The sequence below is a fragment of the Streptomyces sp. NPDC014861 genome, assembly GCF_043081625.1.
In the GTDB taxonomy this organism is placed as follows: domain Bacteria; phylum Actinomycetota; class Actinomycetes; order Streptomycetales; family Streptomycetaceae; genus Streptomyces.
Genome location: NZ_JBIBWV010000003.1, coordinates 92,898 through 119,158, shown reverse-complemented (window position 1 = coordinate 119,158; position 26,261 = coordinate 92,898). Strand labels below are relative to the sequence as shown.

The 26,261-nt window shown below is 74.8% G+C and carries 21 protein-coding genes; 11 read left to right on the top strand and 10 right to left on the bottom strand.

Going from position 1 to position 26,261, the window contains the following annotated elements; translation table 11 throughout:
• Positions 1-17: 17 nt before the first annotated feature.
• Positions 18-2,822 carry a glycosyl hydrolase gene (locus tag ACF1BN_RS07290; RefSeq protein WP_392330595.1) on the bottom strand — a complete coding sequence of 935 codons (2,805 nt, stop codon included), beginning with the start codon at positions 2,820-2,822 and terminating at the stop codon, positions 18-20.
• Positions 2,823-3,179: 357 nt separating this feature from the next.
• On the opposite strand from ACF1BN_RS07290, the gene ACF1BN_RS07285 reads away from it, so the two are divergent.
• The 4 genes from ACF1BN_RS07285 (at position 3,180) to ACF1BN_RS07270 (ending at position 8,423) form a co-directional block, all read left to right on the top strand.
• The gene (locus tag ACF1BN_RS07285; protein WP_392330594.1) at positions 3,180-4,484 is read left to right on the top strand and encodes an extracellular solute-binding protein; all 1,305 of its coding nucleotides are present in this window, start codon (positions 3,180-3,182) and stop codon (positions 4,482-4,484) included.
• A gap of 632 nt (positions 4,485-5,116) precedes the next feature.
• Positions 5,117-6,064 (top strand): carbohydrate ABC transporter permease, encoded by a 948-nt coding sequence (locus tag ACF1BN_RS07280; RefSeq protein WP_392330593.1) that lies wholly within the window; start codon positions 5,117-5,119, stop codon positions 6,062-6,064.
• Positions 6,061-6,963, top strand: a complete 903-nt coding sequence (locus ACF1BN_RS07275) for a carbohydrate ABC transporter permease (protein WP_392330592.1) — start codon at positions 6,061-6,063, stop codon at positions 6,961-6,963. Before ACF1BN_RS07280 ends, ACF1BN_RS07275 begins: the two co-directional genes overlap by 4 nt.
• Before the next feature lie 59 nt (positions 6,964-7,022).
• Positions 7,023-8,423: a GH1 family beta-glucosidase gene (locus tag ACF1BN_RS07270; protein WP_392330591.1), complete on the top strand. Its 1,401-nt coding sequence runs from the start codon at positions 7,023-7,025 to the stop codon at positions 8,421-8,423.
• 16 nt (positions 8,424-8,439) lie between these two features.
• On the opposite strand, the gene helR is transcribed toward ACF1BN_RS07270, so the two are convergent.
• Together helR and ACF1BN_RS07260 are read right to left on the bottom strand one after the other, a co-directional pair.
• Positions 8,440-10,599: an RNA polymerase recycling motor ATPase HelR gene (gene helR / locus ACF1BN_RS07265; RefSeq protein ID WP_392331002.1), complete on the bottom strand. Its 2,160-nt coding sequence runs from the start codon at positions 10,597-10,599 to the stop codon at positions 8,440-8,442.
• A gap of 229 nt (positions 10,600-10,828) precedes the next feature.
• Positions 10,829-11,110, bottom strand: a complete 282-nt coding sequence (locus ACF1BN_RS07260; RefSeq protein WP_392331001.1) for a hypothetical protein — start codon at positions 11,108-11,110, stop codon at positions 10,829-10,831.
• A 203-nt stretch (positions 11,111-11,313) separates the two neighbouring features.
• Here ACF1BN_RS07260 and ACF1BN_RS07255 point away from each other — a divergent pair, with 203 nt between their 5' ends.
• Positions 11,314-11,979: a GPP34 family phosphoprotein gene (locus tag ACF1BN_RS07255; protein ID WP_392330590.1), complete on the top strand. Its 666-nt coding sequence runs from the start codon at positions 11,314-11,316 to the stop codon at positions 11,977-11,979.
• 39 nt (positions 11,980-12,018) lie between these two features.
• Here ACF1BN_RS07255 and ACF1BN_RS07250 read toward each other — a convergent pair whose 3' ends face one another.
• Positions 12,019-12,615: an HD domain-containing protein gene (locus tag ACF1BN_RS07250; RefSeq protein WP_392330589.1), complete on the bottom strand. Its 597-nt coding sequence runs from the start codon at positions 12,613-12,615 to the stop codon at positions 12,019-12,021.
• 241 nt (positions 12,616-12,856) lie between these two features.
• On the opposite strand from ACF1BN_RS07250, the gene ACF1BN_RS07245 reads away from it, so the two are divergent.
• Both ACF1BN_RS07245 and ACF1BN_RS07240 read left to right on the top strand, forming a co-directional pair.
• Positions 12,857-14,437 carry a phosphodiester glycosidase family protein gene (locus ACF1BN_RS07245; RefSeq protein ID WP_392330588.1) on the top strand — a complete coding sequence of 527 codons (1,581 nt, stop codon included), beginning with the start codon at positions 12,857-12,859 and terminating at the stop codon, positions 14,435-14,437.
• Between the two features lie 88 nt (positions 14,438-14,525).
• Positions 14,526-16,520, top strand: a complete 1,995-nt coding sequence (locus ACF1BN_RS07240; RefSeq protein ID WP_392330587.1) for a SpoIIE family protein phosphatase — start codon at positions 14,526-14,528, stop codon at positions 16,518-16,520.
• Between the two features lie 14 nt (positions 16,521-16,534).
• Here ACF1BN_RS07240 and ACF1BN_RS07235 read toward each other — a convergent pair whose 3' ends face one another.
• A complete protein-coding gene (locus tag ACF1BN_RS07235) occupies positions 16,535-17,371 on the bottom strand; it encodes a hypothetical protein (RefSeq protein WP_392330586.1) in 837 nt (278 codons plus the stop codon).
• A 284-nt stretch (positions 17,372-17,655) separates the two neighbouring features.
• Here ACF1BN_RS07235 and ACF1BN_RS07230 point away from each other — a divergent pair, with 284 nt between their 5' ends.
• Positions 17,656-18,012 (top strand): YrdB family protein, encoded by a 357-nt coding sequence (locus tag ACF1BN_RS07230; protein ID WP_392330585.1) that lies wholly within the window; start codon positions 17,656-17,658, stop codon positions 18,010-18,012.
• Between the two features lie 67 nt (positions 18,013-18,079).
• Here the strand turns inward: ACF1BN_RS07230 and secD are convergent, their stop codons facing one another.
• Together secD and ACF1BN_RS07220 are read right to left on the bottom strand one after the other, a co-directional pair.
• Positions 18,080-20,389, bottom strand: coding sequence for a protein translocase subunit SecD (gene secD / locus ACF1BN_RS07225; protein WP_392330584.1), 2,310 nt, complete (start codon positions 20,387-20,389; stop codon positions 18,080-18,082).
• Between the two features lie 225 nt (positions 20,390-20,614).
• Positions 20,615-21,097, bottom strand: coding sequence for a hypothetical protein (locus tag ACF1BN_RS07220; RefSeq protein WP_392330583.1), 483 nt, complete (start codon positions 21,095-21,097; stop codon positions 20,615-20,617).
• Positions 21,098-21,290: 193 nt separating this feature from the next.
• Between ACF1BN_RS07220 and ACF1BN_RS07215 the strand changes: the two genes are divergently transcribed.
• Complete coding sequence (locus ACF1BN_RS07215; protein ID WP_392330582.1) at positions 21,291-21,983, top strand: lysophospholipid acyltransferase family protein; 693 nt, start codon at positions 21,291-21,293, stop codon at positions 21,981-21,983.
• 39 nt (positions 21,984-22,022) lie between these two features.
• On the opposite strand, the gene ACF1BN_RS07210 is transcribed toward ACF1BN_RS07215, so the two are convergent.
• Positions 22,023-23,108, bottom strand: a complete 1,086-nt coding sequence (locus ACF1BN_RS07210; protein WP_392330581.1) for an enoyl-CoA hydratase/isomerase family protein — start codon at positions 23,106-23,108, stop codon at positions 22,023-22,025.
• Positions 23,109-23,268: 160 nt separating this feature from the next.
• Here ACF1BN_RS07210 and ACF1BN_RS07205 point away from each other — a divergent pair, with 160 nt between their 5' ends.
• The gene (locus ACF1BN_RS07205) at positions 23,269-23,454 is read left to right on the top strand and encodes a CsbD family protein (RefSeq protein ID WP_392330580.1); all 186 of its coding nucleotides are present in this window, start codon (positions 23,269-23,271) and stop codon (positions 23,452-23,454) included.
• 43 nt (positions 23,455-23,497) lie between these two features.
• Positions 23,498-24,163, top strand: coding sequence for a GAP family protein (locus ACF1BN_RS07200; RefSeq protein WP_392330579.1), 666 nt, complete (start codon positions 23,498-23,500; stop codon positions 24,161-24,163).
• A gap of 30 nt (positions 24,164-24,193) precedes the next feature.
• Here ACF1BN_RS07200 and ACF1BN_RS07195 read toward each other — a convergent pair whose 3' ends face one another.
• Both ACF1BN_RS07195 and ACF1BN_RS07190 read right to left on the bottom strand, forming a co-directional pair.
• A complete protein-coding gene (locus ACF1BN_RS07195) occupies positions 24,194-24,619 on the bottom strand; it encodes a hypothetical protein (RefSeq protein ID WP_392330578.1) in 426 nt (141 codons plus the stop codon).
• Between the two features lie 120 nt (positions 24,620-24,739).
• A complete protein-coding gene (locus tag ACF1BN_RS07190; RefSeq protein WP_392330577.1) occupies positions 24,740-26,074 on the bottom strand; it encodes a cation:proton antiporter in 1,335 nt (444 codons plus the stop codon).
• Positions 26,075-26,261 lie beyond the last annotated feature (187 nt).

Sequence of the window (26,261 nt, the reverse complement as noted above, 5' to 3'; positions counted from 1 at the left end):
CCCGGCGCGGTGCTTCCTCAGTCGTAGGGGATGACGAGCACGGAGTCCGCCGTGCCGGTCCTGACCGCGGCCGTGCCGTTGCCGATGGCGCTCCACAGCTCCACGCGGACGGTGCCGCCGCGCAGGTTGCCGAGGGTGCCGGTGGCGGACTTCAGACCGCGGGTCTGGTCGTAGCGCTCCCAGCCGGCCACCGGGTCGGTGGCGAAGTAGTGGTACGTCTCGGTGCGCTCGAAGCTGCCGTCACCGGTCAGGTCGTAGCTGACGCGGACCTGCTGGCCGAGGCCGACAGCGGTGCCCGCGTCCACCGCGAGGCGGAAGGCGGTGGTGGCGCCCGGGGTGAGGGTGCCGGTGAGGTTCCGTGCCTCGTAGACGAGCGGCTGGTGCGGGGTGCCGTCGTGGTTGGCGCCGCCGGCGGAGGCGATCGTGTCGCTGCCGGCGGTGGTGTCGGTCGCGGTGGTCAGGCTGCCGCCGCTCTTGAGGCGGAAGGTGTCCCCGGTGCCCGGCTCGGGTTCGGGGCAGACGGGACCGCCGGGCTGGCCGCAGGGGATGGTGCCGGTTCCCTTGCCGGTGGCGGTCGAACGGGCCGGGACGGTCAGGGACTTGCCGTCGGAGAAGGTGACGGTGACCGGCGCGGAGCCGTGGTTGTGGGCGGCGTAGGTGCGCTCGGTGCCCTTGAGGAAGACGGCGGAGGTCGGGATCGAGCCGGTGACGGAGGCATCGGGGGCGCCGAGGGCGTCCAGCGTCGTCAGCCAGTGGTAGGTGTGGGCGCGGGTCTCGCCGGCCTCGGGGGTGTAGTTGCCGCCCGTGGCGTCGAAGCGGCCCTTGGCGCGGGCCGGTTCGGCGAGCGACTCGAACTCCCACAGGATGTCGCGCCATTCGACGGCCGGGCCGCCGTTCTCCCGCTCCATCTCGGCGAGGTTGCGCCGGATGGCGCCCGGGTAGGCGCCCATGTGCAGCGCGTTGCCCGAGGTGACCGGGAGGGTGTTGATGCCGTGGATCTCCTCGGGGTTCGCGGTCCACCAGGTGGAGTACGCGCCGCCGCTGCCCCACACCATGCCGACGGTGTCGTGCCCGAAGGAGCCGGGGAAGACCTGCTGGTCGGCGTCGAACCAGTACTGGCCGATGGCGTCGGACTCGGTGGCGAGGAGGTACCCGCCGAGGTCGCGCAGGGCGGTGTCCCCGGTCGCGGAGCCCCACAGGACCAGCGCGGCGCTCAGGTTGGTGGACTCGGAGGACGACTCCTGGTTGTTGCCGGCGGCGAAGCCGGAGTGGCCGGAGGCCCAGCTGTGCCCGGCGTACACGTCGAAGCCGCGCAGGAACGGGAAGGCCGCGTCGGTACGGCTGGGGTTGGCCACGTCGCGGACGAGGGTCTTCACCATGCCGCCCCAGGCGGAGTCCGCGGCCCACGCCTGGTCGTACTGGGCGATGATCGCGGCGGCGTACACGTAGTAGCCGTAGTGGAAGTGGTGGTCGTTGAGCTCGGTGTCGCTGCCGTACGAGGCCGGGTAGCCGGTGAGGGTCTTCCAGGTCCGGTCGTACGAGAACTCGTTCGCGCCGCCGGCGGTGAACCAGTCCTGGAGCCGGCCCTTGAGCAGGCCGAGGAGCCGGTCGCGCAGGGCGGTGTCGCCGAGCTGCTCGGCGAGCGGCACGAGCTGGGCGAGCTTGCCGAGCGCCTTGCCGGTCCAGTACGTGTCGGTGGCACCGGAGAACGGGTCGGCGGAGTTCACCACCTCGTTCAGGTAGCCGCGCAGCCGCGCCTGGTCCACCGCGCCGGAGGCGGGCAGGCCGGGCAGGACGGCGGCCTGCTTGCGGCTGGTGGTGAAGGAGCGTCCCTCGCGGACCTTCATGGTGCCGCGCGGGGAGACGTAGGTGTACGGGGTGAGCGGGTCGGTGGAGTTCAGCCACTGGTGGCGGTAGAGCGCCTGGAGGGTGCCGGTCTCGGAGCCCTCCTTCGCCTCGGTGGTCAGGGTGTACGTGGCATTGGCCTTGCCCGCCGAGGAGGACCAGCTCACGCGGGAGCCGGTGACGAAGCTGAAGGCGTACTTGCGGAAGGTGGCCAGCGCGTCGGTGGAGGGCAGGACGGCGACGGAGAAGTAGTCCTTGCCGCCGAGGCCCGCGGTGACCGTGGTGCCGGAGACGTTCCAGTCGGTGCCGCCGGGCGAGAAGAGGGCGTAGTGGTGGCCGCCGACGGTGATGCCGAGGACGTTGCCCTGGTCGGCGAAGACCGTGGGGGTCGAGGCCGTGGTGATCCGGGCGTCGCCGCCGGTCCCCCGGGCGTAGACGAAGGGCAGGCCGTGGCCGATGGTGGTCCGCAGGGTGCGGGCGCCGTCCGACCAGTAGGGGGTGACGGTCCAGTCCGACCAGTCGTCGGCCTTGGCGTCGGGCGAGTTGAGGCCGGTGAGGCCGAGGGTGAGGTCGGCCTTGTGGGCGAACTCGTACTGGCGCCCGTCGCCGACGATCGCCGGGGTGGTCGGATAGCCGATCTGGAGGCCGCCGGCGACGGCCTGGTAGGTGAGCGGGTGCCCGTACATGGGGGTGGAGTACGGGTTGTCGCCGTAGCGCTGGAAGGCGAGGGAGGACCACCAGTCGTTGGTGGGGACGGGCCGGTCCTTGGCGGCGGCGGTCACCTTGGGGGTGACGGGGGCGCCGGTGTTGGTGGTGGGTCCCGAGGTTCCCGCGGGGCGGGTGTCGGAGTAGCCGCCGGCCCCCACGGGGACGGTGGCGGCGGAGGCGGGACCGGCCGTGGCCGGTACGAGACCGGCTGCGGCCAGGGCGGCGGTGAGGACCAGCGACGCGGCCGGTCGGGAGCGGGGAGCTGACACGTACAGCACCTCGTTGGCTCGTTGGAGAGGGGTGGGGGATCGCTCGCGGTGGCCGGGAGGCGACCGCGGAAACGGTTTTGAGAGCGCTCTCAGCACTGCGCAACGTAAAACTCCCGAAACCTGGGAGTCAAGAGCGGCGACACCGAACCGAGTTGGGAGGCGCGCTCCGTAGGCACCCTTCGATTCCGAGCCGTTACGCCTTCGAGTCTTGACGGGAAGCGGCGAGTCGAGGCACGCTCCAGACCGTTCTTGAGAGCGCTCTCAAGCGTTCTCGGGGCTCCCGGGAAGACCCGGCGCTGCCCACCGTCCCTCCGACCCGCGGTACCGATTCCGCCCCGACGCCAAGGGAGCCCGCCCATGCCCATCAACCGAGCCGCCACGAGAGCCGTCCTCCGCCTCGGAGCGGTCGCGCTCACCGGTTCCCTGCTCGCCGCCTGCGGGTCCGGATCCTCCGACTCCGCCTCCGACGAGCCGGGCGGCAAGGTGACGATCACCGTCGACCTCTTCGGCTCCTTCGGCTACAAGGAGGCCGGGCTCTACGCCGAGTACGAGAAGCTCCACCCGAACGTCACCATCAAGCAGACCGACACCGAGGACGAGGCCGACTACTGGAAGTCGCTCCAGACCCGGCTCGCCGGCGGCGGCGGCCTCGCCGACGTCCAGGGCATCGAGGTCGGCCGCATCGCCTCCGTCACCCAGCAGCAGGGCGAGCGCTTCGAGGACCTGCGGAAGTACGGCGCGGACGGGCTCAAGGACCAGTTCGCCGAGGCCAAGTGGGCCGCCGCCACCGGGAAGGGCGGCGAGGTCCTCGGCCTCGGCACCGACGTCGGCCCCGAGGCGATGTGCTACCGCACCGACCTCTTCAAGCAGGCCGGACTCCCCACCGACCGCGCCGAGCTGGCCAAGAAGTGGTCCACCTGGGACGGCTACCTGGAGCTCGGCAAGCAGTACAAGGCCAAGGCACCCGCCAAGAGCGCCTGGCTCGACAGCGTCGGCAGCCTCTTCTCGATCATGATCGGGCAGGAGAAGGAGCGCTACTACGACGCCTCCGGCGCGCTGATCTGGGAGACCAACCCCGCCCTCAAGACCGCCTGGGAGACCTCCGTCGCGGCGAGGCAGGCCGACCTCAGCGCCAAGCTCGACCAGTGGTCCCCGCAGTGGAACCAGGCCTTCGCCGCCGGCTCCTTCGCCACGATCCCCTGCCCCGCCTGGATGCTCGGCTACATCAAGGGCCAGGCCGGCGAGAGCGGCAAGGGCAAGTGGGACATCGCCGCGCTGCCCGGCGGCGCCGGCAACTGGGGCGGCTCCTACCTGGCGGTGCCGCGTGCCGCCAAGAACAAGAAGGAGGCGTACGAGCTGATCAAGTGGCTCACCGCCCCCGAGCAGCAGGCCAAGATCTTCTCCAAGCAGGGCAACTTCCCCTCCTCCACCGGCGCCATCGCCGAGGTCGCCGACACCACCGACCCGTACTTCTCCGGCGCCCCCATCGGCCAGATCTTCGGTGACGCGGCCAAGGCGGCCCCGGTCCAGGTCCTCGGCGTCCACGACCAGAACATCAACCAGCAGATCACCAACGCGCTGAGCGAGGTCGAGCGCAAGGGCCTCGCCCCGCAGAAGGCGTGGGAGAACGCGAAGAAGGGCGTCGCGAACACCCTCGGCTGACCCGGACGGCTCCGGCCACCCGCCCCCGGGGTCCGGCCGGACCCCGGACCCCGGGTCCGAAGCGGGTCGGGGTGAGGGGCGGGTACGGGTCCGGGTTCGAGTCCGGGTACGGATGGGATCCGGATCCGGACCGGAACGAACCCCGAGTCCGGACCACGGGGCACGAACTCCAGGTACGAACTCCGGGTACGAGCCACGGGGTACGAACTCCGGTTACGGACCACGGAGTACGCATTCCGGGTACGGACCGCCCCACCCGGCCCGGTCCGCTCCCTCCGGCTCGGCCCGGTCCGCTCCACCCGCCGCCTCGTCCGAGCACCCGGCGCGCTCCCTCCGGCCGGCCCGCGCGCGGGTCCGGCCGGCACCGCAGGGCCGACCCGCTCGTCCCGGGTCGGCCCCGCGGGCCGGCCGGACCCCGCACGGACGCCCGGCCGGCCGCACGGGGCCGGGGCGGCTCCCCCCGCCCCGGCCGGCCCGGCTCCCGCCCTCACCCGCCCAGCACCCCTCCACCCCGTTCCACCCCGCTCCCTCCACTCCGCACCTCCCGTCCCCGTCCCCGTCCACCCCCCTCCACCCCGCTCCGTCCGCGCCTCCCGCGGCTTTCCCGCGACCGACTCCCGAAGGGCCGCACCGTGACCCTCACCGCACCGGCGAAAGCCGGCACCGCCCCCCGTCCGCCGGCCGTCCGGCGGGCGTGGCGCGCGGTGTCGCCGTACTCCTACGTCGCCCCGTTCTTCACCCTCTTCGCCGCCTTCGGGCTCTTCCCGCTGATCTACACCGCGTACGTGTCCCTCCACCGGGTCGAGCTCCAGGACCCCGGCGCGATGGAGTGGCGCGGGCTCGGCAACTACACCGCCCTCCTCGGCGACGAGTTCTTCTGGACCGCGCTGCGCAACACCTTCACCATCGGCCTCCTCTCCACCGTCCCCCAGCTGGTGATGGCGCTCGCCCTCGCCCATCTGCTCAACCACAGGCTCCGGGGCCGGACCTTCCTGCGCACGGCCATGCTGCTGCCGTACGCCACCTCCGTCGCCGCCGCGACCCTCGTCTTCGCCCAGCTCTTCGGCCGCGACTTCGGCCTCTTCAACTACGTCCTGGGCCTGGTCGGCGTCGGGCCGATCGACTGGCAGTCCGGCACCCTCAGCTCGCAGATCGCGGTGTCGACGATCGTCGTCTGGCGCTGGACCGGCTACAACGCGCTCATCTACCTCGCCGGGATGCAGTCCATCCCCTCCGAGCTGTACGAGGCGGCCGAGATGGACGGCGCCTCCCGCTGGCGGCAGTTCTTCCACGTGACGCTGCCGGGGCTGCGGCCCACCATCCTCTTCACCGTCGTGGTCTCCACGATCGGCGCCACCCAGCTCTTCGGTGAGCCGCTGCTCTTCGAGGGCTCCATGTCGGGCGGCATCTCGCACCAGTACCAGACCCTCGGCCTGTACATGTACGAGCAGGGCTGGGGCTTCTTCCACCTGGGCCGGGCGGCCGCGATCGCCTGGGTGATGTTCCTGCTGATCCTGGTGCTCGTCGGGGTCAACGCCCTGATCGCGCGCCGCCGTTCCCGCAAGGAGGCCGGCCGATGACCGCGCTCGCCGACCCGCCCGCGCCGACCCTCCGGCCCGTCCCCCGCGAACCCGGCCGGCGACGCCGGTCGGGCGCGGGGCGGACCCTGAAGGCCGGATGGCTCACCTACGCCGTGCTGATCGTGGCGGTCCTCGTCTCGGCCTTCCCCTTCTACTGGACCATCGTGGCGGCCAGCCGCTCCAACGCCGACCTGGCCCAGGTGCCGCCGTCGCTGGTGCCCGGCCCGCACCTGATCCGCAACTTCGAGGCGGTCCTCGCCGAGGCCGACATCGGCAAGGCGCTGCTCAACTCGCTGATCGTGTCCGGCTCGATCACCCTCGGCACGGTGCTCTGCTGCACCCTCGCCGGCTTCGCCTTCGCCAAGCTCCGCTTCAAGGGACGGGGCGCGCTGCTCGCGATCACGGTCGGGACGATGATGATCCCGCCGCAGCTCGGCGTCATCCCGCTGTTCATGCTCATCGCGGAGCTCCAGTGGGTGAACCAGCTCCAGTCCGTGATCCTGCCGGGCCTCGTCTCCGCCTTCGGTGTCTTCTTCATGCGCCAGTACCTGGTGCAGTCGCTGCCCGACGAGCTCATCGAGGCGGCCCGGGTGGACGGTGCCTCCACGGCCCGGATCTTCTGGTCGATCGTCGTCCCGATAGCCCGTCCGGGTATGGCCGTTCTCGGTCTGCTCACCTTCATGGCCGCGTGGAACGACTTCTTCTGGCCCATCGTGGCACTCTCCTCGCAGGAGCCGACCGTCCAGGTGGCGCTCCGCCAGCTCGGCGGCGGATACGTCCACGACCAGTCGGTGATCATGGCGGGCACCCTGCTGGGCACGCTGCCCGTGCTGCTGGTCTTCGGCCTGCTCGGCCGCCAGATCGTCGGCGGCATCATGCAGGGCGCGGTCAAGGGCTGACCCGGCGCCGGACTTTCCCCTCCCCTCTCCCCTCCTCTTCTTCCTGGAGTTGCCTCCTCATGACCACTGTCGACGCCCGCCCCGAGTCCCCCGCGACGCTCCGCTTCCCGGAGGGCTTCCGCTGGGGCACCGCCACCGCCGCGTACCAGATCGAGGGCGCGGCCACGGAGGACGGCAGGACACCGTCCATCTGGGACACCTTCAGCCGGACCCCGGGCAAGGTCCGCAACGGCGACACCGGTGACATCGCCGCCGACCACTACCACCGGGTCCGCGAGGACGTGGCGCTCATGCGCGAACTGGGCGTGACGGACTACCGGTTCTCGGTGGCCTGGCCGCGCGTCCAGCCCACCGGACGCGGGCCGGCCCTCCAGAAGGGCCTGGACTTCTACCGGCGGCTCTGCGACGAGCTGCGGGACGCGGGGATCCGGCCGGTGGCGACCCTCTACCACTGGGACCTGCCGCAGGAGCTGGAGGACGCGGGCGGCTGGCCGCGCCGGGAGACGGCCGCGCGGTTCGCCGAGTACGCGGGGCTCGTCGCGGACGGACTCGGCGACCGGGTCGCCACCTGGACCACGCTCAACGAGCCCTGGTGCGCCGCCTTCCTCGGCTACGGCAACGGGGTGCACGCCCCGGGCCGGACGGACGACGCGGCCGCGCTGAGCGCCGCGCACCACCTGAACCTGGCGCACGGCTGGGCGGTCGGGGCGCTGCGGGAGAGGCTGCCGGCCGGGACGGAGGTCTCGCTGACCCTCAACCTGCACGTGGTGCGGGCGCTGACGGAGTCGGCGGAGGACCGGGACGCGGCGCGCCGGATCGACGCGGTGGCGAACCGAGTCTTCCTGGACCCGGTCTTCCGGGGCCGGCTGCCGGAGGACCTGGTCCGGGACACGGCCGGGGTGACGGACTGGGGCTTCGTACGGGACGGGGACCTGGCGGCGATCTCGGCGCCGATCGACTCGCTCGGGCTGAACTACTACTCCCCCACGGTGGTCGCGGCGGGCTCGTCGGAGTCGCCCTCGCCGTGGGCGGGCGCGGAGCGGCACGTGCGGTTCCTGCCGGCGCCGGGGCCCCGGACGGCGATGGACTGGCCGGTGGACGCGGACGGGCTCTACGAGCTGCTGGTGAGGCTGCGCGACGAGCTGCCGGAGGTGCCGCTGGTGATCACCGAGAACGGTGCCGCCTACGACGACTACGCGGACCCGTCCGGCCAGGTGCGCGACCCGGAGCGGGTCGCCTATCTGCACGGGCACCTGGCGGCGGTGCGGCGGGCCGTCGAGGACGGCGCGGACGTGCGGGGGTACTTCCTCTGGTCTCTCCTGGACAATTTCGAGTGGGCGTTCGGGTACAGCAAGCGGTTCGGGATCGTGCACGTGGACTTCGCCAGCCAGCGGCGGACGCTCAAGGACAGTGCCCGCTGGTACGCGGACGTGATCGCGCGGGGCGGGCTGCCGTCCTGAGCCTCCGGCCCCCGGGTCAGGGGGTGGTGAGCACGACGAGCCGCTGGGTGGCGCGGGTCATGGCCACGTAGTGGTCCACCGCCCCCTCGATGCCCTCGCCGTACGCGCTCGGGTCGAGGAGGACGACGAGGTCGAACTCCAGGCCCTTGGACAGGCTCGGGGTGAGCGCCCTGACCCGGGGGCGGTCGCCGAGGTCGGGGAGGCGGCCCTCGGCGGCGATGACGCAGGCGACGCCGTCGGCGTGGTCCGCGAGCCAGTCGTCGAGGACGGTGTCGAGGTCGCCGGCGGGGCCGTGGAGGACGGGCAGCCCGCTCGCGCGGACCGAGGTCGGCACGTTGGCGTCCGGGAGGGCGGCGCGGATGACCGGTTCGGCCTCGGCCATGACCTCCTCAGGGGTCCGGTAGTTGATGCTCAGGGAGGCGGTCCCGATCCGGTCGAGGCCGATCCGCCGGAGCCTCTCCTCCCAGGTCTCGGTGAAGCCGTGCCGGGCCTGGGCGCGGTCGCCGACGATGGTGAAGCTGCGGGACGGGCAGCGGAGCAGCAGCATCTGCCATTCGGCGTCGGTGAGCTCCTGCGCCTCGTCGACGACGACGTGGGCGAAGGGTCCCGCCAGCGGGTCCCCGGCGGCGGAGGGCAGGCCGGCGTCGTCGACGAGGCTCTCCTGGAGGTCCTTGCCGAGGAGCATGGTGACGGCGCCCTCGCCGTCGTCGTCGGAGCGCACGATGTTCTCGATGACGCCGGCCATCCGCTCCTTGCGGGCGGCCAGGGTGGCCTTCTCCCGGCGCTTGCGGGCGGCGGAGCGCGGGTCTCCGAGCCGCTGCCGGGCCACGTCGAGGAAGGGCAGGTCGGACTCGGTCCACGCCTGGGCGTCGGCCCGCTGGAGTGCGCGCACCTCCTCGCGGTCGAGCCAGGGCGCGCACAGGCGCAGATAGGCGGGGACGGTCCACAGGTCGCCGACCAGATCGGTGGGCTCCAGCATGGGCCAGTGGCGGTCGAGGGTGGAGACGAGCTCCCGGTCGGCGCGCAGGGCCCGCTCGAAGAGGATCTCGGGGACGTCGTCGCGCGCCTTCTCCTTGAGGAGGGCGACCAGCTCGTCCCAGATCAGTTCGCGGGCCTCGTTGTGCGGGGTGCTGGGGCCGGGTGCGTCGAAGGCCTCGGCCCAGTCCTCGGGGGTGACGGCCAGGTCGCCCCAGTCGGTGGTCACGCCGGTGGTCGCGGTGGGCGGCTCCTCGTAGAAGCGGACGGCCTTCTCGATGCCGCGGACGAGGGCGCCGGAGGACTTGAGCCGGGCGACCTCGGGGTCCTTCTCCGGCCCGGCCGCGGCGCCCTCCGGGACGAGGTCGCGGACGGTGCAGGTGCGGACGCCCTCCTCACCGAGGCTGGGCAGCACGTCGGAGACGTAGGCGAGGTAGGGCTGGTGGGGGCCGACGAATAGGACGCCGCCGCGGCGGTGCCCGAGCCGGGGGTCGGAGTAGAGCAGGTAGGCGGCGCGGTGGAGGGCGACGACGGTCTTTCCGGTGCCCGGCCCGCCGTCGACGACGAGGGCGCCGCGCGAGCTCGCGCGGACGATGGCGTCCTGGTCCGCCTGGATGGTGGAGAGGACGTCGCGCATGCGCGCGGAGCGGTTGGTGCCGAGGCTGGCGATGAAGGCGGACTGGTCGTCGAGGGCCGCGTGCGCGTCGAGGCCGCCCTCGGTGAAGACCTCGTCCCAGTAGTCGGTGATCCGGCCGCCGTTCCAGCGGTAGCGGCGGCGGCTGGCGAGGCCCATCGGGTGGGCGTGGGTGGCGCCGAAGAAGGGTTCGGCGGCGGGCGAGCGCCAGTCGACGAGCAGCCGGTTCCCGTCGCTGTCGGTGAGGCCGAGCCGTCCGATGTAGAGGGGTTCGGAGCCGTCGGCGGAGACGATCCGGCCGAGGCAGAGGTCGAGCCCGAAACGGCGCAGGGCGCGCAGCCGGCCGGAGAGCCGATGGACCTCCAGGTCGCGCTCCATCGCCTCGCGGCCCACTCCGCCGGGTGCGCGGCGCACGGCGTCGAGCCGCTCGGAGAGTTCGGCGACGGCCTCCTCCAGGCTCTCGGCGACGGCGGCGAAGTGCTGCGCGTCGTCGGCGATCAGCGCCGGGTCGGCCTTGGCGGCGAGACGGTCGGGAAGCTCGAAGGGGCCGGTGGTGCGCTGAGGCATGGGCACGCGTGCAACTCTCGTTTCGGCAGGTGACGGGGGTAGATGTGCGATTGTGCGGCATGTGGGGGGCCTTGCCGCAAGGCCCCCCTTGCGCTATACCTTGAACATGGCGGGAGGTGCTCCCGCCTTTTTCTGTGCCCCCGCTCTTTCCTGTGCTCCCGCCCCGCCGTGCCCGCGCCCCGCTGTGCCCGTGTCCTGGCGGCCGCGCTCTTCCGCGCCCGCCCGCGCGTCAGCGGGTGTCGCCCGTCCAGTCGAATCGCGCCGGGTCTCCCGTCCGGGGGCCGTAGACGGCCTTCCCCCCGGGACCGAAGCTGCCCAGCTCCGTCTCCAGGACGGCTCCGGCGCGTATCCGCTCGCCGGTCCAGTCGGTCACGTCGAGCAGCAGCCCGTCGAGCGGGCCGCCGACCAGTTCCGCGTAGACGCGCCCGGCGCGCGGTCCGGGACGCGGGTCGTCGTGGTCCTGGCCGTAGACCCGGCCCCGCAGCAGCTCCTCGTCACGGTCCCCGCCCATGCCGCCGCCCTTCCCCCTGTCCCTGGGACTGTCGCTCTGCCTGTCCATGGCCACAGCGTGACAGCCGCCACTGACAACGGCCCGCCGGCCGGCCCCGTACGGAGTCGCCCTGACCGTCCCGAGGGGAACCGGCACGGCCGCCCGCCCGTCTTCGAGTAAAAGCCGCCTGAGCGCCCGCGGCGGCCCCACCAGGAAGGATGTCGATGACGATCACGCTCGCCGAGGAGATCACCCTGCTGTCGCTGGACGACGAGTCCGGGGAGGCGAAGGAGCGGCAGGCGGCCTCGTGGGCGGTCGCGGGCGGGATCCTGCTCGACCTGGCGCTCGCCGGACGCGTGTCCGTCACGGGCGGGCGGCTGGCCGTGACCGACCCGAGCCCCACCGGGGAGCCGCTGCTGGACGGGCGGCTGGCGCGGATCGCGGCCTGGGCGGGGAAGCGGCCCAAGGCTCCGAAGGTCGCCGACTGGCTGACGAAGGACCACACGAAGGCTCCGGCCGCGACGGTGGCGCGCCTCTGCGAGCGGGGCCTCGTCGTGGAGGAGAAGCACCGGGTCCTGGGCCTGTTCCCGGTGCGGCGCTACCCGGAGGCCGACGGCTCGGCCGAGCGGGAGCTGCGGGAGCGGCTGCGGGCCGTGGTCCTCGACGGCGCCGCGCCGGACGAGCGGACGGCCGGCCTGATCGCGCTGGTGCACGGGGCGAAGCTGCACCGTCTGGCGTTCCCCGGGGAGCCGCGCAAGGAGATCGCCGCGAAGCTGGAGGAACTGACCGACGGCGACTGGGCGGCGGAGGGTGTGCGTGAGGCGATCAGGAGCATGCGGGCGGCGATGGCCGCGGTCAGCGTGGTCACCGTCGTCGTGGTCGCGGGCTGAGCACGGGCGGGGACGGTCACCGGCGGGGCGGGACGGGGTTCAGGTCACCGCGTGGCCGTAGGCGGCGGCCAGGGCGTCGAGTTCCGGATCGCCGTACAGCCGGCGCAGGCCCTGGAAGACGGTGACCTTCTCCTGGCCGAAGCGGCCGATGCGCGCTTCGAAGCTGTCGGGGGAGACGAACCGCGGCGGGGTGCTCTTGCTGTGGAACTTGTCGGCGTACATGACCATCCGCTCCTCGGGCGTGACGGGCACGTAGTCGGCGGGCGGGATGGGCAGGCCCTGGGCGAGGACGTCCTCCCGGGTCAGACCCACGCCGGTGTGGCAGGAGCAGAAGCGGCACAGCGCCTCGGGCAGGCCCTCGTCCGCGAGCAGCTGGTGGCCGAGGACGCCGTGGGTGACGTACGAGGTGCCGTCGATCCGCCCGGCGGAGTCGTACAGGCGGTAGACGCCGATGTCGTGCAGCAGGCAGCCGGCGCGGACGAGCTCGGCGTCGGCGCCCCGACCGGAGCGGGTGAGCAGCTGGTCCGCGATGGCGGCGACGATCTCGCAGTGGGTGAAGACGAGTTCGAAGGCGGCGTCGCTGGGGGCGTGCTTCCGGTGCAGCGCCCGGATGTCGTCATATGAGGGGATCTCCACACCGGGAAGGATAGCGGGCGGGCTGCCGCCCGGGCCGGGGAGGGACCGGTGGGGTCGCGGGGAGCGGCGAACGGCGGCGAGGGAACCCGGGCGGGGCCGGTGCAGGCGGCCGGGGCGGGTCGGCGGGCGGAGGCGAACCTTCCACTACGCTGCGTACTGCGTCGAACTCGCCGTCATCATGCGGTAACTGACGGTGTGTCTTCTCATCATCGAGGTGCGTTCCGACGACGGAAGGTCTCCCATGCAGCGCAGGTCCCTCTCCCTCCTGGCGGTCGCGGCGGTCCTGTCCGCCGTGTCCCTGCCCCTCGCCGAGGCCCGCCCGGCCGGTCCGACCGCGAGCGCCGGCCATCCCGTGCACGGAGCCGTCCGCGTCACCCGTGTGCCGGCCCCGGGCGTGACGCTCACCTCCCTCTCGTACGGGCGGCGGGACGCCGACCACGTCTGGACCGTCCAGGTCGGCCTGCCGCTGCTGCCCGACGGCCCGCTCGCGGGGGCGCCGCTGTCCCTGGGGCCGCGCGGGACCGCGCTGCGGGTGGCGGAGGCCCTGCGCGCGGCGGGCTTCGAACCGCGGGTGGAGGAGGTGACCACCCCGGCGTTCGCGGACCTGCGGCCCGGAGTGCTCGGCTGGACGGTACGGACCGGCCGGTCCGCGGACGAGGCCGGGGCGACGGCACTGGCCGGACGCCTCGTCGCTGCCGGGTTCACCGCTCGCACCCGCTACACGGGGCAGGACGGCACCGACGACGACGCGCCGCAGCGCGTCCACGTCCTGCGGGTGGACCTCGACGCGTTCGGCGGCCGGCTGGAGCCCGGGCACGGCCCCTCCCTCCTCGGGACGGAGAAGCTGACCGCGCTGATGGGCGCCGCGGGCGCCGTCGCCGGGATCAACGGGCAGTGGTTCTACGACCTCGCCCCCGGCGGGCTGTACGTGAAGGACGGCCGGCTCCTCGGTTCCGCCACCCAGGGACGGGCCGGTGTCCGGCTGGAGCGCGGCGGCCGGACCTTCGCCGTCGACACCTTCACCGCCCGGGTGACGGTCACGGCGGCCGGGGAGACCGTCGAGGTCGACGGGGTCAACCGGGTCCCCGGCGCGATCTGGAACTGCGGAGGCGTCGGCGGCGACCTGCCGACGGAACGCCCGCAGCACGACGTCCGGTGCACCGACCCCAGCGAGCTCGTCCGCTTCACGCCCGAGTGGGGCGCTCCCCCGGCCGGGGCCGGCGCGGAGGCCGTCCTCGACGCCCGGGGCCGGGTGACGGCCGTCCGCTCCGCGCGCGGAGCGGCCGTGCCGCCCGGCGGCTCGACCCTCCAGGCCACCGGCGACAGCGCGGCCTGGCTGCGGCGCACCGCGCGGGTGGGCGCGACCCTGTCCTTCGACGAGCAGGTGCGCGACGGCCGCGGCCTGCCGGTGCCGCTGGGGTCCGACACGACGATCCTCCAGGTGGGCCCCGCGCTGGTCCGCGACGGGCAGGTGGCGGTGAACGCGGTCGCCGACGGCATCGTCCGCGAGGGCCCCGACCCCTCCTTCACCTATGACTGGACGGTCCGCGCCAATCCCCGGTCCATGATCGGCGTGGACGACGCGGGCAGGCTCCTGCTGGTCGTCGTGGACGGGCGCAGGCCGGGCACCAGCGAGGGCCTGGGCATCGACGGCGCGGCCCGTCTGATGCGGGCGCTCGGCGCACGTGCGGCGCTCAACCTCGACGGCGGCGGTTCGAGCGTCCTCGCCACGTCGGCGGGCATCGTCAACCAGCCCTCCGACGCCGCCGGCGAACGCGCCCTCGGCACCGGTCTGCTCCTCCTCCCCCCGGCGGCCCGCTGAGGCCCGCGCCGCGTGCGGCGACAGGCGGAGTGCGCCGGGAGCGGCCAGACTGGGCGGAGACCGGTGCCGGCCGTCGACAGGGGTGCACATGTCCGAGGACGTTCCGTCCGCGCTCGACGGCGCCGTCCTCGACCGTGCCGTCCTCGACGCCGTCTTCCGGCAGACCGAGGTCGGCGTGCACGTGCTCGACCGCGAGCTGCGCCTCGTCCGGGTCACCGGAGCGGTGCTCGCCACGCGGGGCGTCGCGGCGGAGGAGGTGCTGGGGCGGCCCGCGGCGGAGGCGTACCGGATCTTCGGCATCGAGATCAAGGAGAGCGTGCTCCGCGAGATCCTGGACGGCGGGGCGCCGCTCCGGGCCGTCCCCATGCGGGGCCGCCCGCCCCACGACCCGGGCCGCCGGCACGTGTACTCCGTCTCCGTGTACCCGCTCCGCGCGCCGGGCCCGGACGGCGCCGGGCTCCCGGCGCCGGGGCTGGTCGCGACCGTCGTGGACATCACCGGGCGGATCCGGGCCCAGCAGCGGCTCGGGCTGCTCCACGAGGCCCGCATGCGCATCGGCCGGACCCTGGACGTGGAGCGGACCGCCCGCGAGCTGGTCGAGGTGACCGTGCCCGGATTCGCCGGCTCGGTCGTGGTGGCGCTGACCGACGCCGTGCTGCGGGGCAAGCCTCCGGAGCTGCGCCGGCCGGGCGAGACGCCGCTGCTGCGCTGCACCGCCGTGGGCGGCTCGGGGGACGCCCGCGCGGACGGTCCGCTGCCGGAGCCCGGTGCGGTCCTGCTGCCCGGACTGTTCGGCGAGCGGCTGCCCGACGGCCCGGAAGCGGTGGCCGGGGGCGCGCGGGTGGTGGCGCCGCTCTCCGTCCGCGGGCAGCTGCTCGGGGCGGTGGTCTTCCGGCGTCCGCCCGGGGCCGATCCGTACGGCGAGGACGATCTCGCGCTCGTCGAGGGGGTGACGGCGCACACCGCGACCTGCCTGGAGAACGCGCTCCGCTTCACCCGCGAGCACATCGTCATGACCGCGCTCCAGTCCTGGCCGCTGCGGCCCGAGGGCGAGACCCGGCACGCCGTCGAGCTGGCCCAGCGGCACCGGCCGGGGGGCACCGGGGCCGGCTCCTGGTTCGACGTCATCCCGCTGCCGGGCGCGCGGGTGGCGCTGGTGGTCGGCCAGGTGGAGCGGCCGGGACTGAGCTCGGTGGCGACGATGGGCCGGCTGCGGACCGCCGTCCACAGCCTGGCCACGCTGGACCTCGCCCCGCACGAACTGCTGGCCCGGCTCCACACCGTGACCCTGCGTCTCGCCCGGGAGCAGGGGCGTGGACCCGGCGCGGACGAGCCGGTGGCGAGCTGCACGGTCGCCGTCCACGACCCGGTGACCGGCCGCCTCGAACTGGCCCGCGCGGGCGCCTCGCTGTGTGTCGCCGTCCGGCCCGACGGCTCGCTCGACGCGGATCTGGTGGAGGAGGGGCCGCTGCTGGGCGGTGGGGGGCCGCCGTTCGCCTGTGCCTCCCACCTCCTGCCGGAGGGCACCACCCTCGGCCTGGCCTCCTCGGCGCGCGCCGACGGCGGCCCGGCGGTGGCCCGGGTCGCGGCGGCGCTGGCCGCTCCCGACCGCGGCCCCCACGCGATGGCGGACGACCTGGCGGCGCTCCTCGCGCCCGAGCGGGTCCTGCTCGTGGCCCGCACCCTCCGGCTGCCGGCCGCGGACGTCGCCGAATGGGAGGTGCCGTCCGAGCTGTCGGCGGTGGCGCGGGTGCGCCACGCCGCGGAGGAACGCGTACGGGAGTGGGGGCTCGCCGTGGACCCGCTGACCGTCGAGCTGATCGTGAGCGAACTGGTCACCAACGCCGTCCGGCACGGCGCGCCGCCGGTCGCCCTCCGGCTGCTCCGGGGCGCCTCCACGCTCACCGTGGAGGTGCGCGACGGCGCGGCCACCGCCCCGCACCTGCGGCACGCGAAGGCCGGTGACGAGGGCGGGCGCGGTCTGCAGATCTGCTCGACGCTGGCGGACGCGTGGGGCGTCCGCTACGAGGGGGAGGGCAAGACGGTGTGGGCGGAGGCCGGGCTGGGCGGGTCCCGGGACTGAGCGGTCCCGGCGGGTCAGGCGAGGCCGTACGACCGGGGGGTGAGGGCGGTGGCGGCGTGCGGGGCCGGGACGAGGCCGAAGCCGTGGTTGGCGGCGACGGCGCGGATGTGGTCGGCGGAGAGCGAGCCGTGCCGTTCGAGCACGAGCGCGGGCAGGCCGGAGCGGGTGTGCCCGGCGGTGCGGTGGAAGGACAGGACGCTGACGGAGGCCGGCCGGTGGAAGGGATGGCACCGGCGGGCCGCCGCCTCGTCGGCATGGGCCAGGATCCGGACGGCGGGCTCGGCGCCGAACTCGTCGGCGAGGCCGTCGGCGCGCCAGTGCGCGGGCTCCTGGGCGCGGCCGGTGAGGTGGTGCGAGCGGTTGGCCGAGGTGACGGCGAGGAAGTCGCCGCCGGTCCGGGCGAGCGCGGCGCCGAGGAACGCGTGCGAGGGGCAGCGGGTGCCGGGCGCGATGACCTGGACGGTACGGGTGTCCCCGTCGCTCGCGGCGAGCGCTCCCGGCACCCGGTCGGCCGCCGGTCCGCGCAGCCCGATCGGCCCGATCCCGAGCAGTTCGTCCATCAGCGACCGCACCTGCTGCCAGGGCACGCCCTCGGGGAGCCGGGTCCAGTCGAAGGCTCCGGGGATCCGCTCGGGGACGGTGACGAGGCTGGCGGTCTGCTCCGCCGGCCGGCCCTTCAGCCGGTTCACGCGCTCGACGGTCTCCCGGTCGGGGCGGAAGGTCAGCGCGTAGAAGTTGCCGAACCCGTGCGCCACGGCCCGCCCTTCGGCGAGCGCCGCGGCCGCGTCCCGTACGTCCTCAGGGTTGTCGAGCACCCAGGTCCTCTCCGCCGTGGCCTGCTGAACGCTCACGGAAACCACCTCCGCGTCTTCGCCGTGTGATCGTTTTACGCGTGCAACGACCCAACGCCACCGGGGTCACCCAAACCGCCCCTTCGGCCCACCCGCCGCTCCCCCCGGTCACCCGCGTGCGCGGCCGCCCCGTCCGTCCCACCCGGACGAGGGGCCGGGCCGGGTGTCACCGAACTCGGTGGGTGGGTACGCCAGATGGGTTTACGATCACGTGTTCGTCCCGGGGTGCGGGCTCCGGGGCTTCGCTTCGATCAGCCGGGCGGCGCCCGGTGAGAGGACGTCGCATGAGGGCAGCGCACGTGGTGAACGATCTCCTGGCCTTCCTGTGGGAGATGCTCGCGCTCGGGGTGCTCGCCTGGTGGGGGTGGAGTGCCGCCGAACCGGTGTGGCTGAAGGCGGTGGCGGCGGTGGGCGTGCCGGTGGCCGCGGCGACGCTGTGGGGCTTGTTCGCGGCGCCGAAGGCGCGGTTCCGGGTGCCGACGGCGGCGGTGCTGGCCGTGAAGGCGCTGGTCTTCGGGGCGGCGGCGCTGGCGCTGGCGGGGCTCGGGCACGGGGTGTGGGCGGTGGTGTTCGGTGCCGTGGCGGTCGTCAACACGGTGCTCGTGACGGTGTTCCGGCGGTCCGACGCGTACGCGTTCTGACTCCCGGGCCGCCGCCCGCCGGGGGCCGCCCTCGCGGGCGGCGGCGACCGGCGGCGGCCGGGATGTCCTACACGACCGCGCCCGTGCGGTCGGCGCTCCTGGTCCGCGCGGGGCGGACCGGGGCCGGGGCGCGGGTCTCCAGGGCGACCGTCAGCGGGAGGGCGGTGAAGACGGTCGAGGCCATGCCCAGGACGACACCGGCGAGGAGTGCCACGGAGAAGTCCGTGAGGGTGTCGCCGCCGAGGACGGCGAGGGCGGCCAGGACGAAGAGGGCGCCCATGCCGGTGTTGACCGTACGGGGCAGGGTCTGGGCCACCGCGCGGTCGGCGAGCTCCGCGAGCGGCAGCCGGCCGCCCTTGCGGCGCAGTTCGCGCAGGCGGTCCAGGACCACGACCGAGTCGTTGACGGAGTAGCCGACGACCGTCAGCAGCGCGGCCAGGAACACGCTGTCCACCTGCTTGCCGAGCCAGGCGAAGAGACCCACGACCAGCAGCACGTCCTGGACCATCGCGGCGACGGCCGCCAGCGCGTACGTCCAGCGGAAGCGGACGGAGAGGTAGACGAGCTGGGCCGCGACGGCGAGACCGAGCGCGAGGAGCGCGTGGGTGCGCAGTTCGCCGCCGAGGCTCGGGCCGATCAGGTCGTCGCGCTCGACCGTGACGGGACCGGCGGCCTCGGTGAGCGCCTCGGTGATGCGGGTGTGGGCCGCGTCGCCGGTCTCCCCGACCCGGACGGAGACGTCCCGGCCGCCGTCGCCGGTGGTCTGGACGACGGCGTCGGGGAAGCCCGCCGCGGTGACGGCCGCGCGGGCGGCGTCGGCGTCCACCGGGCGGGTGGCGGTGTACCGGACGTCCCGGCCGCCGGTGAACTCGACGCCCAGTTCGACTCCCCGGACGCCGATCCCGGCGAGGGCGACGAGGAGCAGGGCGGTGCTGACGGTGAACCAGCGGCGCCGGTGGACCATCAGTCGCGGTGCCCGGCGGTTGAGCCGGGTGCGGAGCCGGCCGAGGCCCGCCATGCCGGTGAGCCGGGGCCTGCGGCGTACGGCGGGCAGGGCGAGGGCCGCGTCGGCGAGCAGCCGGGTGATCACCATGGCGGTGACCATCGAGGCGAGGACGCCGATGGCGAGGGTCACGCCGAAGCCCTTCACGGGGCCGGTGGCGAAGGCGAAGAGGAGGCCGGCGGCGAGGAGGGTGGTGATGTTGGAGTCGGCGACGGCGCTCCACGCCTTGCCGAAGGCCGCGGCGAGCGGGCGGCGCGGATCGCGGGTGGCGGCGGAGCGGCCGAGGGCCGCGTACTCCTCCCTGGCCCGTTCGAAGACGAGGACGTTGGCGTCGACGGCGATGCCGACCGCGAGGACGAAGCCGGCGAGGCCGGGGAGGGTGAGGGTGGCGCCGAGCGCGACGACGGCCGCGTACGAGATCAGGCCGTAGAGGAGCAGGGCGATCGTGGCGAGCAGGCCGAGGAGGCGGTAGACGGCGATGACGAAGACGCCGGTGCAGGCGAGGCCGATGACGGCGGCGAGGGCGCTGGCGCGGATCGCGTCGGCGCCCAGGGTCGGGCCGACGGTGCTCTGCTCGACGGTGGTGACGGGGACGGGGAGCGCCCCTCCCTCGACGAGTGCGGCGAGGTCGCGGGCCTCCGCGGCGGAGAAGCCGCCGGTGATCTGGGTGGCGCCGCCGGCGATGCCGGCGCCGCAGGCCACGCCGGTCTGCATGGCGGGCGCGGAGACGATCCGCCCGTCGAGGACGATGGCGACGCGGCGGGCGGGGTCGCCGGCCGGGGCGCAGGCGGCCTCGCCGGTGAGGCGGGCCCAGTCGGCGGCGGCGCCGTCGCGGAAGGCGAGGTCGACGGTCCAGCCGCGCCCGCTCGTGGCGTCGAGGACGGCGTCGGCGCTCTTCACGCCGTCGCCGGTGAGGGCGGGCGCGGCGAGGGCGAGGAAGCCGCCGGAGCCGGGGGCGGCGTCGGGGTCCTGGAGGACCCGGGTGCCGTCGGCCGCGGGGGGCTTCGCCGGGCCGTCGGCCGTGCCGGTGACGGGGTGGATGGTGAGCTGGGCGGTGCGGCCGATGACCTCGGCGGCCTCGCGCGGGTCGCGGAGGCCGGGGAGTTCGACGACGATCCGGTTCTCTCCCGAGCGGGCGAGCGACGGCTCGGCGACGCCGAGCCCGTCGACGCGCTTGCGGAGCACTTCGAGGGCGCGGTCGGTGGCCTCGGCGTCGGCGCGGACGCCGGGGGCGTCCCGGGTCTCCAGGACGATCCTGGTGCCGCCGCGGAGGTCGAGTCCGAGGCGGGGCGAGGTGGTGAGGGCGGTCCAGAGGGCGAGCCCGACGACGGCGAGCGCGAGGAGCGCGCGCCGGAGCACGGCGGATGAGGACATGGGGTCTCCACGGGCGGTGCACGGCCGCGCGCCGGGGCGGCGGGCGTGCGGGGGCGAGCTGGGACACGCGCGCGCCGGGCCGTGGCCCCGGGATCGGGCGGGGTCGGCTCACCGCCCTCCCGGCGAGGGCCGGGAGGGCGCGAGCTCCGCGTGATCGGGAGGACACGGGCGCGGGCCGGGCGGCGGGCATGCCGGGGGCCCGGGCGGCGGCGCGGTGGAACGGCGTCAGCTGTGCCGGGTGGAGGGTGGGCCCCGGGGGGCCGTGGGGTCGTACGGGAGGCCGGGCGGCGCGCGTTCCCTGCGGGGGTCCCCCTCGACGGGCCCGGCTCCGGGGGCCTCGTCCGCGACGCGGACGGCCGGGGGTGCCACGGGCGGCGCCGTGAACCGTACCGACTGCTCGACGGCCGCGGGCAGTTCCACGGCCTCGGCGGCCGACACCTGGGTGTCGGGCACCGGAGCGGGGGTCCCGGCGGCCGGCGGGCCGGGGGCGGGGCTCGCGGGCGGCGCCGCGAAGCGTGCCGACGCGTCGACGGCCAGGGGCTCCGCGTGGATGTGGGATTCCGGTGCGAGGGCCGCCGCGGCGGCGGCCGGGCCGCCGGCTCCGGCGGCGGCGCTCGCGGGCGGCACGAGGAACGCGCAGAGCGCGCAGAGCAGCGCGGGCAGGAGCCGGGCCAGGACGCGGACCGAGGACGGCCTGGTGCCGTGCACCGCCCACCCCCCGTCCGTCGTGACCTCGCGTCGGGCCAGCCTAGACGGGTCGGCGGGAGAGCGGGACACCAGGTGGTCGGGGCGGCGGAGCTGAGTACGGGGTGAGTACGCGCGCCCATGCCGGAGGAGGGGGCTCCGGCCGACGATGGGCGGGCCGTCGTCGTACCGGTTCCGAAGGTGGAGGGTCCCGCCCGTGCTCAGTCGTCTCGCCGCGCATCTCGTCCCGTTCTTCGGGCGGTTGACCGTGACCGCGGATCCCGGTGCCCGGATCGAGCCGGGCGCCATCATCGTCGTCAACCACACCTCGCTCGCCGACCCCGCGCTGGTGCTGGCGGCGCTGCGGCGGCGGCTCGGCGCCGAGCCGGTGCTGCTCGCGGCGGCCGGCCTGTGGCGGGTGCCGGGGCTGGGCCGGGCGCTGACCCGGGACGGGTACGTGCCGGTGCACCGGAACACCGCGCACGCCTCGGTCGCGCTGGACCGGGCGGCGGTGGCGCTCGCCTCGGGGCGGCCGGTGATGCTCTACGCGGAGGGGCGGATCCCGCCGCGCCGTGAGGCCTCGGAGGCGCCGCCGGTGGAGTTCCGCACCGGTCTGGCGCGGCTCGCCGTGGCGACGGGCGCGCCGGTGGTGCCGGTCGGGCAGGCCGGGGCGCGCCGGATCACCTCGGGCGGCACGGTGAAGCAGATCGCGGGGGTGCTGACGGCCCCGCTGCGGCGCCCCTGCCTGCACGTGCACATCGGGGCGCCGCTGCGGCTGCCCGCGGACGTGCCGGCGGCGACGGCGCTGGCACACGGTGCCGTCACGGACGCGTGGCGGACGGCGGCGCTGGCGCTGGGCGAGCCGGCGGCTGGGGCGGAGCCGGGCGGCCGGCCGGCGGACTCCGTCTGAGGCGGCGCGCGCCGGACGGGCCGGACCCGTACGGGAGGGTCAGGCGGGGCCCAGGCCGAGGTCGCCGCCGGGCGGGGGCGCCAGGTAGCGGGCGACGTCGGCGTCGGTGACCTCCGCGAGGGTGGCGGGGCTCCAGCGCGGGTCGCGGTCCTTGTCGACGACCTGGGCGCGGATGCCCTCGACGAGGTCGTGGCCGGTGACGGCGGCGCAGGAGGCGCGGTACTCCAGGTCGAGGACGGCTTCGAGGCTGTCGAGGGCGCGGGAGGCGCGCAGCACGGCCAGGGTGGCCTTGAGCGCGGTCGGCGACTTGGCGAGGAGAATGGTCGCGGTCTCCTTGGCGGCGGGGACGCCGGAGTCGACGAGGCGGTCGACGATCTCCTCGACGGTGGGCGCGGAGTAGCAGGCGTCGATCCACTCGCGCCGCTCGGCGAGGACGCCGGGGGCGGGCGCGGTGCTGTGCCGGGCGACGGCCTCGCCGGCGGGGAGGCGGGTGAGGTCGGCGGCGAGGGCGTCGAGCGCGGCGGCGGGCACGTGGTGGTCGGCGAGGCCGGCGAGGACGGCGTCGGCGGCGCCGATCTGGGCTCCGGTGAGGGCCAGGTGGGTGCCGAGCTCGCCGGGGGCGCGGCCGAGGAGCCAGGTGCCGCCGACGTCGGGGACGAGGCCGATGCCGGTCTCGGGCATGGCGATCCGGGAGCGTTCGGTGACGACGCGGACGGAGCCGTGGGAGGAGACGCCGACGCCGCCGCCCATGACGATGCCGTCCATGAAGGCGACGTACGGCTTGGGGTAGCGGGCGATGCGGGCGTTGAGGCGGTACTCGTCGCGCCAGAAGGCGGCGGAGGCGGCGCCGCCGGCGCGGGCGTCGTCGTGGATGGCCCGGATGTCGCCGCCGGCGCACAGGCCCCGCTCCCCCGCGCCGCGCAGGACCACGGTGGTGACGGCCGGGTCGTGTTCCCAGTCCGTGAGGGCCGAGTCGAGGGCGCGGATCATGGGGTGGGTGAGGGCGTTGAGGGCGCGGGGCCGGTCGAGGGTGAGGAATCCGGCCCGGCCCTCGGTACGGCGCAGGACGTCGGGGCCCGGTACTGCGGGGGCGGCGGCGGGGCTCTCGGCGGGCACGGCGATCACTCGGTCCTTCCCTGGCACGGCACTGTGTCGCCGCCCACGGTACCGGCGGTCGGGCGAGCACCGGGGGTGCGGGGCCCGCGGGCGGGCGGTCGACGGGCGGCGGGAGCGGGGGCGGCCTAGCGTGGATCCCGGGGACGCCTCCTGAGGAGGGACCACGGCCATGGGCAGCACGGTCGACAGGGCCAAGGGCAAGGTGAAGGAGTTCGCCGGGCGGCTGTCCGGCGACGAGCGGATGGAGGCCGAGGGCCGGACCGACCGGGCCCGGGCCGATCTGCGGAAGGCCCTGCGGAGTCTGCGCGAGCGGGCCAGGGGTGTCGGTGACTCGCTGCGGAAGGGCCGCTCCTGACGGCCTCGGCCGTTCGGGCCGAGCCGGGGCCGGTGGTGGCGCGATGGTGGTCGACCTGTTGCTGATCGGGCTGGCGGTGACCCTGTTCCCGCTGCCGGTGATGGCGTTCGTGCTGGTGCTGGCCTCGCCCGGGGGTGTGCGCAAGGGGGTCGCGTTCATCCTCGCCTGGCTGGCCTGCCTGGTGGCCGTGATCGGGATCGTCGTCCTCATCACCGGGGGGCAGCCGCCGGCGCCCCGCTCCGCGCCGTCGAGGGCGGCCCAGGTGGCGACGGTGGTCATCGGCATCGGGCTGGTCGGGTACGCCTGGTACCGCCGGCGGCGTCTGCACCGGGGCGCGGCGGACCGGGCCGCCTCCGAGCGGGCCCCGCGCAAGGCGTCCTCGCCGGACGGCATCTCCCTGCGGTACGCGGCGATCCTCCCGCTGCTGCTCCAGCCGTGGGGCATGGTGAGCGCGGCGGGTGTCACCGTCGTCCACGCCGATCTCTCCGACACGGGGAACGTCGTCGCCCTCGTGGTCTTCTGCCTGGTCGCCACGTCCACGCTGCTCGTGATGGAGCTGTGGATGGTGTTCTCGCCCGAGCGGGCCCATCACACCCTCACCGGACTGCACGACTGGCTCACGCGCCACAAGGAGCCCGCCGTCTTCGCCCTCTGTCTGCTGCTCGGACTGTGGCTGGTGAGCCACGGCCTCTACGAGCTGACGGCGTGACGGGCTCCTCGGGGCGCCTCGGCGGCCGGGCTACCGCAGCATCGAGTTGTCGGACTTCACGACGCACAGGGCCCAGATGACGAAGCCGGACATGGCGATCATCAGGATCGACCAGGCCGGGTAGTACGGCAGGGACAGGAAGTTCGCGATCACGACGAGGGCAGCGATGGCCACGCCGGCCACGCGCGCCCACATCGACACCTTGTAGAGGCCGAAGCTGACGACGATCGCGACGATGCCGAGGATGAGGTGGATCCAGCCCCAGCTGGTCAGGTCGAACTGGAAGACGTAGTTGGGCGTCGTGAGGAAGACGTCGTCCTCCGCGATGGCCATGATGCCCCGGAAGACGCCGACGACGCCGGTGATCCCGAGCATGACCGCGGCGAAGACGGTCAGCCCGCCCGCCCACAGCTGGCTCGTGCTGTCCGTCCGGTGCGGGGTGTGCGTGGCGGCCATGGTGGACCTCGCTCTCGTTCCGCGGAGTACGGGCCCGGCTGCCGTACCCGTGCTTCCCTCCATGGTCGTCCCGGAGGGCGGAAGGCGCAGCGGGGAGCCGGGGCGGGCTGAGACGTGCGGTTACGGGGTGGGCCGGTCGAGGCGGCCCATGCGGCGGCGGCCCCCGGCCTCCGGGACCTCGGCGGACTCCCGCAGCGTGCCGTGGGCGGCCGCGGCGGCACGGCGGTACCAGGCTCCGTACGCGCCCGCGAGCGCCGGGGCCGTGGCGCCGTGGAGGAGGACGCTGAGGGCGACCGTGACGGCCACGATCCGGCCCAGCAGCTCGGTGCCGGCGACGTGCTCCTCGGCGACCAGCAGTCCCAGTACGACGGAGGCGAGGCCGCGGGGGCCGAACCACCCGACGTAGAGAACCGTCGGCGGGCGCAGACCGCTGCCGAGCAGGGAGAGAGCGACGGGGACGAGCCGGACCACGGTGAGGCTGAGGACGGCGTAGAGGACGATCTGCCAGGTCAGGTGCTGGAGCGCGGGGCCGAGCAGGACGGCGCCGAAGAGGAGCAGGGCGATCGAGGCGAGGAGGCCGCCGAGGTCCTCGGCGAGTTCGGGGGTGGTGTCCCGGGCCTCGTCGCGGCCGGGCGCGGTGGGCTCCGGGGTGCCCGCGGGGTGGTTCCGCAGGGCGTGGCCGAAGGCGAAGCCGGCGACCCAGGCGGCGATGAAGCCGCTGCCGTCGACGACGACGGCCAGTTCGTAGGAGGCGGCGGCGACGGCGAGGACGTAGACGTGGCGCCATTCCCGGGTGATCCAGCCGCGGGCCCGGGCCGCCTGGAGCAGCCGTCCGGCGACGCCGCCCGCCAGCAGGCCCAGGACGGTGCTGAGGAGCAGGGAGCGCCAGAAGGTGCCGGCCACGCCCTCGGCGGCGTACGAGGTGCCGGGGACGGCGGCGAGGAAGACGACGAAGAAGGGGAGGACCATGCCGTCGTTGAGCCCGCTCTCGACGTTCAGACCCTGGCGGACGAGGCGCGGGACCCGCTGGTCGGAGATCGCGGTCTTGCCGAGCGCGGCGTCGGTGGGCGCCAGGACGACGCCGAGGAGCGCGAGCTCCCAGACGGTGAGGGCGGGGAAGAGCGGTGCGGCGAGCAGCCAGCCGATCGCGATGCTCAGGAGGAGTCCGATGCCGAGGAGCCTGCGGGGCAGGAATCCGCCGAGGGTGAGGTCGCGGCGGCGGACGGCCATGGCGTCGGTGAAGAGCACCAGTGTGAGGGCGGCCTCCAGGAGTGCCGTGATCGGACCGGCCTCGTCGGTCGCGACCACTCCGAGGACGGCGGGGCCGAGGAGGACGCCGCAGCCCGTGAAGACGATCGCGGAGGAGACCGGTGTCGAGGCGAGGCGCCGTGAGCCGAGGGCGTAGGCGGCCGTGACGCCCGCCACGGCAAGGACCGTCCACGCGCCACCGCTCATGGGAACGCCTCCCTCTCCCGCCCCGGGGAGCGTCGTCGGGCGCGGGCACACGGACGTCGGGGAAAGGGGAAGAACGGGGCGGGAAGGACTCACCCGCTTCTCGCGGATCCTGATTGCACGGTGCACGGCCTTCGAGAGCCGCTACTCCGTGTCCTCGCACGGAGTCCTTCCCGTCACTTCCATGAAA